The organism is uncultured Fenollaria sp. (assembly GCF_934202865.1).
GTDB lineage: Bacteria > Bacillota > Clostridia > Tissierellales > Peptoniphilaceae > Fenollaria.
In genome coordinates this window covers 1-5,208 of record NZ_CAKPYL010000067.1, presented here as the reverse complement: position 1 = coordinate 5,208, position 5,208 = coordinate 1, and the positions used below count along the sequence as shown (strand labels likewise).

5 protein-coding genes are annotated in these 5,208 nt (G+C 35.9%); all 5 read left to right on the top strand.

The window, feature by feature from the left end:
- The first annotated feature begins 150 nt into the window (after positions 1–150).
- The 5 genes from Q0E71_RS06305 (at position 151) to Q0E71_RS06285 (ending at position 5,164) form a co-directional block, all read left to right on the top strand.
- Positions 151–558 carry a hypothetical protein gene (locus Q0E71_RS06305; RefSeq protein WP_294797101.1) on the top strand — a complete coding sequence of 136 codons (408 nt, stop codon included), beginning with the start codon at positions 151–153 and terminating at the stop codon, positions 556–558.
- Positions 559–1,065: 507 nt separating this feature from the next.
- Positions 1,066–1,488, top strand: a complete 423-nt coding sequence (gene mraZ, locus Q0E71_RS06300) for a division/cell wall cluster transcriptional repressor MraZ (RefSeq protein WP_294797099.1) — start codon at positions 1,066–1,068, stop codon at positions 1,486–1,488.
- 2 nt (positions 1,489–1,490) lie between these two features.
- Complete coding sequence (rsmH, locus tag Q0E71_RS06295) at positions 1,491–2,423, top strand: 16S rRNA (cytosine(1402)-N(4))-methyltransferase RsmH (protein ID WP_294797097.1); 933 nt, start codon at positions 1,491–1,493, stop codon at positions 2,421–2,423.
- Positions 2,424–2,435: 12 nt separating this feature from the next.
- Positions 2,436–2,912 carry a septum formation initiator family protein gene (locus Q0E71_RS06290; protein WP_294797095.1) on the top strand — a complete coding sequence of 159 codons (477 nt, stop codon included), beginning with the start codon at positions 2,436–2,438 and terminating at the stop codon, positions 2,910–2,912.
- Positions 2,909–5,164: a penicillin-binding transpeptidase domain-containing protein gene (locus Q0E71_RS06285; RefSeq protein WP_294797093.1), complete on the top strand. Its 2,256-nt coding sequence runs from the start codon at positions 2,909–2,911 to the stop codon at positions 5,162–5,164. The genes Q0E71_RS06290 and Q0E71_RS06285 overlap by 4 nt, the downstream gene beginning before the upstream one ends.
- Positions 5,165–5,208 lie beyond the last annotated feature (44 nt).

Below are 5,208 nucleotides of genomic sequence, written 5' to 3'. Positions count from 1 at the left end.
ATTTTGAAAAGGTAGCTGATAAGATTTATTCATTATAATTTAATAAAATCATAAAAAAGCAAGAACTCATTTGACATGAATAAATTTAAGGCATATACTTAAATTAAGGATAGTATTAAATTAGAAAGAATGATATGGAGTGAGAATCAAATGAAAGAAAAGAACAATGCGGCTTGGGAAAGCCATGAAAAAAGACTTAACGATAAGATTTTTTTGATAGTATTAATTATAGCTTTACTAGCATTTGTATATAAAGTTTTTGTCTACTATCCATATTTTGATCCAGATACTTTATTTGTCAAAGCTAACAAAGTCATGTCTAATACGGATGCTATTAAGATTGATGATAAGATAATTAAGTTTAATATAGTATCAAATACAATAAAAACGGAAAGAGCTGAAGATGAGTATACTGATACAAAAGAAGTATTACTAATTAATGATGCAGGTGAAGAGATAGGCAAAGCAAAGCTATCTAAACTTAATGGCGAGGATGTAATTAGAGTGTATAAAAACGAGTTTAAAGTTGAATTATTAAATGAAAGTGCTAAGAAGTGAAATAAAAATAAAGGTGTGAAAAAACTAGGTGTTAACCATGAAATTAAATAAAAAATTTTTACTAATTTGTTTTGTGATTATATTTTCAATATTATTAAATAACATTCATTATGAAAACGCATATAGTTTAATCAAAATATTGCTTGCATGTGTGGTAATTTCGCTTATAAGTTTAATTATAGTGAATGTAATTGTTAATTTGTTTAAAAAACTTATTAGTTATAAATAATTAAAAGATACAAAATTAACTGATGATATAATCTCTATATAAAAGTTAATAAGCCCATAGATATTAATGACTAGTCAAAAAAGCTAGTCATTTTTCTTTTGCAATATTTTTAATACTACAAAAAATACTACTAAAGTAGTATTTTTTAGACATTTGTGTAACATGATTGTAATATTACTAGTAAAATATATGAAAATGGTTTAAAATGGTTGTAAAGAAGCTAGAAATGGTTCGAAATGGTTATTAATGTTTAGAATAGCATTAAGAAGGTGTTATCAATGTTCATGGGTTTATTTAAACATAGTATTGATTCAAACGGGAGGGTTATCATACCCTCTAAAATGCGTGATGAACTTGGTAAAGACTTCATAATCACAAGGGGATACGACAGATGTATCTACATTTATAACCGTGAAACTTATGAGAAAAAGCTTGAGCAATTCGATGACTTGCCTGATACTGTTCTAGAAAACAGAAAATTTGAACGTGAGATGTTCCTTTACATGAACGAGGCTAACATGGACAAGAACGGCCGTGTTATGCTACCTGAAATGCTTAGAGATATGATGGATATAAAGGGCGACGTTTACATAATTGGCGTTAGAAAGAGAATTGAAATTTGGGATACAGAAGTTTATAAGAACTACAAAGCAACTGTTGCACCTCTTGAAGAGCTTGCAAATAACATAAAGAGAGAGTAGTTATGGAGTTTAAGCACATACCTATAATGCTTTCTGAAGTGATAGATGGCCTCGATATAAAGCCTAGCGGCATTTACCTAGACGGAACCATTGGCGGAGCGGGCCATTCACAAGAGATATTAAAGAGACTGAATGATGATGGCTTACTAATAGGTGTCGATAGGGACAGGGAAGCTCTTAATAAAGCGAACGAAGTGCTATCAAGCGTAGGCGGCAATTTTAAATTAGTTCACGATAACTATAGGAATGTCAAAGCCATTTGCCAAAGCTTAGGCATTGATCACCTAGACGGCATACTTCTTGATATAGGAGTATCGTCTTATCAGCTTGATAACAAGGATAGAGGCTTTTCATATAGGATGGACGCGAAGCTTGATATGCGCATGGATCAAGAGAGCGGTAAATCTGCTTACGACATCGTTAATACATATACTAAGGAAGAATTAGAAGAAATAATTTACAAATATTCGCAAGAGAGATGGGCTAGGAGGATAGCTGAGTTTATCTGTGAATATAGAGAAGAAAAACCGATAGAGACTACATTTGAACTGACTGACGTAATTAAGAGGGCAATACCAAAAAAGGCGAGGGAGAACAAACATCCATCTAAAAAGACTTTTCAAGCCTTAAGGATAGAGGTAAATGATGAGCTTGGCGCATTAAACGCTGCCTTGCAAGACGCTATCGACATTTTAAACACGGATGGAAGGATAGCTGTAATAACATTTCATTCGATGGAAGACAAAATCGTTAAAGATATATTTAAATTTAACACGCTTGATTGCATTTGCCCGCCAGAGAGCATTATCTGCACATGCAATCACAAGAGAAAGTTAAAGCTTGTTAACAATAAGCCACTTGTAGCAAGCGAAGAAGAATTAAAAGCTAATCCAAGAAGCGAAAGCGCTAAGCTTAGGATAGCTCAAAGAGTATAGGGGAGGTACACTATGTCATCTGCAGCGAGAAAATTATATGATAGTCCAGTTTATTCGCAAGAAAGGACAGTAAGCAAACCACTTGTAAAAAAGAACGTTAAGCATAAAGCCAAAGCAAAGGAGAGAGTCGTTAATGTTTTCTTCGTGAGAACTGTTTTGTGCGCTATAGCTATCGGTCTTGTATTTACTATGCTTGTTTTTTGCGCTGACAGAATCACTAGAGTGCAAAACTCTATTAACCATAGTGACGCTGAGATCAATAGGCTTAAGACTACTCTTATAGACGAAACTGCAAAGCTTGAAAGTCTTAAAAATGCTGGTGCGATTGAGTACGAAGCTAGAACTAAGCTTGGAATGATCTACCCTAATGAAGCGCAAATATTAAACATAAATACAAACAGTAAAGAAGAAAGAGAGATTGACGATAAAGTTATTGTTAGTCTTGATTCAGACATTGACCAAAGTATAGAAGAAAGTGAAAGAAAATGAAAACGCCGACAAGCGATAGACATAGAAAGAAAAAGACAGGCAAATCTAAAATTCCTAACAAGTATAATAGGATTTTGGTTGTTCTGGCTTTTTTTGGATTTATAATTGCATTATTTTTAGTACAGCTATTTAAAGTTCAGATATTGGATGCAAAAGGCTATAAAGAGTACGCTGTAGGTCAATGGACTAAGGCAGTTAGCCTTGGTAATCAAAGAGGTTTTATCTACGACAGGAACAACAAGCCCTTGGCAGTTAACAAAAACATAGTGACTTTCTGGAGCGTTCCATTCAAAGAAGATGAAAATGAGAAGGAAGAAGCTAGATTAAAAAGAGAAAAAACTTACAAGGAGATAGCTGAAGAGGTCGCTTCAAAGATAGCTGAAATGACTGGAGAAGACTCAAGAGACGTTTACGACAAGATTACATATGAGAGCAGAATCAGAGTAGTTGAAGAGATGGAGCTTGATGATTACAAGAAATTCAAGGAAAGTATGGGCAAAGTAAAGTTTAGAACAGTACTTGAAGTAGAAGAGAAGGCAAAGAGATACTATCCATTCAATGACCTTGCATCTCAGCTAATAGGCTTTAACAATATTGACAACGTCGGTATCAATGGCCTTGAAGTTAAGCTAAATGAAGCACTAGAAGGAAGAGAATCAAAAAAGGTTCAACAGCTTGAAGCCAATATGGTTAACGCACTTCCTAATCAAGAAGAAAGAATTATCGAAGGCAAAAAAAGTGTCAACGTAGTTTTGACTATAGATGAAAAACTTCAAAGAGAAGTAGAAAAGATAGCTGACGAAGCAAGAGAAAAACAAAGTGCTGAATCAGTATCCATCATAGTTATGGACCCGCGCGACTCATCTATACTTGCTCTAGCAAATACTGGTAGATACAATCTAAACGAGCCGAGAAAGAAGCCAGATGATATTGACGAGACAGTTTGGGACGAAGCAAGTGATGAAGAGAGAAATCAAATCCTCTTCGATAAGTGGCGTAATAACGCCATCAGTGACTCATACGAGCCCGGTTCTGTATACAAGGTTATTAACCTAGCGGCAGGACTTGAAGAGGGCAAGCTTAATGACAATATGAGCTTTTCATGCTCTGGCTCAATTGACGTTTATGGAAGAACCTTGTCGTGCGCCGATCACACTGCTCACGGCACTCAAAACATTTCGAAAGCCCTAAACAACTCATGTAACGTTGCCTTTGTTCAAATTGGTAATATCTTAGGTAAAAACGATATACTTAGATACGCTAAAGCCTTTGGCTTTGGCGAGAAGAGTGGAGTGGATTTGCCAGGCGAAAGTTTAGGCATACTACCGACAAATATTAACACTATAGGTCCAGTTGAACTAGCGACTATGTCTTATGGTCATGGACTTGCAGTTACACCTATACAGATGGCGAACGCCATATGCGCGGTTGTTAATGGCGGAACGCTTTATAAACCAAAATTAGTTTTGAAGACAGTTGATGACTTTGGCAATGTTGTTGAAACGCCAAAGAGCGTTGTCAGAAGAAGAGTTATTTCAGAAGAAACAAGCGAGCACATGAAGAAGCTTCTTGAAAGCGTTGTTAGAGATGGTCACATCAAAAGATCAAGGATAGATGGCTACAGAATAGGCGGTAAGACTGGTACAGCACAAAAAATTGTTGACGGCAAGTACAAGAAGAACGCTTATATATCATCCTTCGTTGGAGCATTTCCAATTGATAAGCCAGAATTTGTTGTTTTAGCAATTGTGGATGAGCCACACAGCGGTGTAGCTTATGGATCATTGGTAGCGGCACCTATTTTTCAAGACGTAGCAAAATTTATAATCGACTACTACAAGATACCGCCAGCAAGTGCGGTTAGTGAAGTACAAAATGAAAAAGTACAAGTGCCAGACTTAAAGAACAAGACTATGGGCGAGGCGGGACTTGAGCTTGCGGACCTATCTTTAAGCTTTGACACTAAATATACAGAGTATACAGATGAGTCTTTAATCATTTCGCAAAGCATTAATCCGGGCGTCTTTGTTGATAAGGGCACGGTTATAACGCTTGATGTTGAAGCGAAGAAGGACGACATCATACTAACGCCTGACTTTAAGGGCATGACTAGAGACGAAGCCTTTGGCCTTGCTGAAAAAGTTGGACTTAAGCTAAAGATTGAGGGCGATGGCCTTGTTAAAGAGCAAAGACCTGAGCCAGACAAAGAAGTGAAGAAGAATTCTATAGTAGAATTAAAATTGGGGGACTAAGATGTTTAAAAACATAAGTGCATACAGCGTAATCATTATATTAC

Bases quoted from the DNA above. Each gene is read 5' to 3' on its own strand.
- mraZ (WP_294797099.1), top strand. From the start codon at position 1,066: ATGTTCATGGGTTTATTTAAACATAGTATTGATTCAAACGGGAGGGTT.
- Q0E71_RS06290 (WP_294797095.1), top strand. From the start codon at position 2,436: ATGTCATCTGCAGCGAGAAAATTATATGATAGTCCAGTTTATTCGCAA.
- Q0E71_RS06305 (WP_294797101.1), top strand. From the start codon at position 151: ATGAAAGAAAAGAACAATGCGGCTTGGGAAAGCCATGAAAAAAGACTT.
- Q0E71_RS06285 (WP_294797093.1), top strand. From the start codon at position 2,909: ATGAAAACGCCGACAAGCGATAGACATAGAAAGAAAAAGACAGGCAAA.
- rsmH (WP_294797097.1), top strand. From the start codon at position 1,491: ATGGAGTTTAAGCACATACCTATAATGCTTTCTGAAGTGATAGATGGC.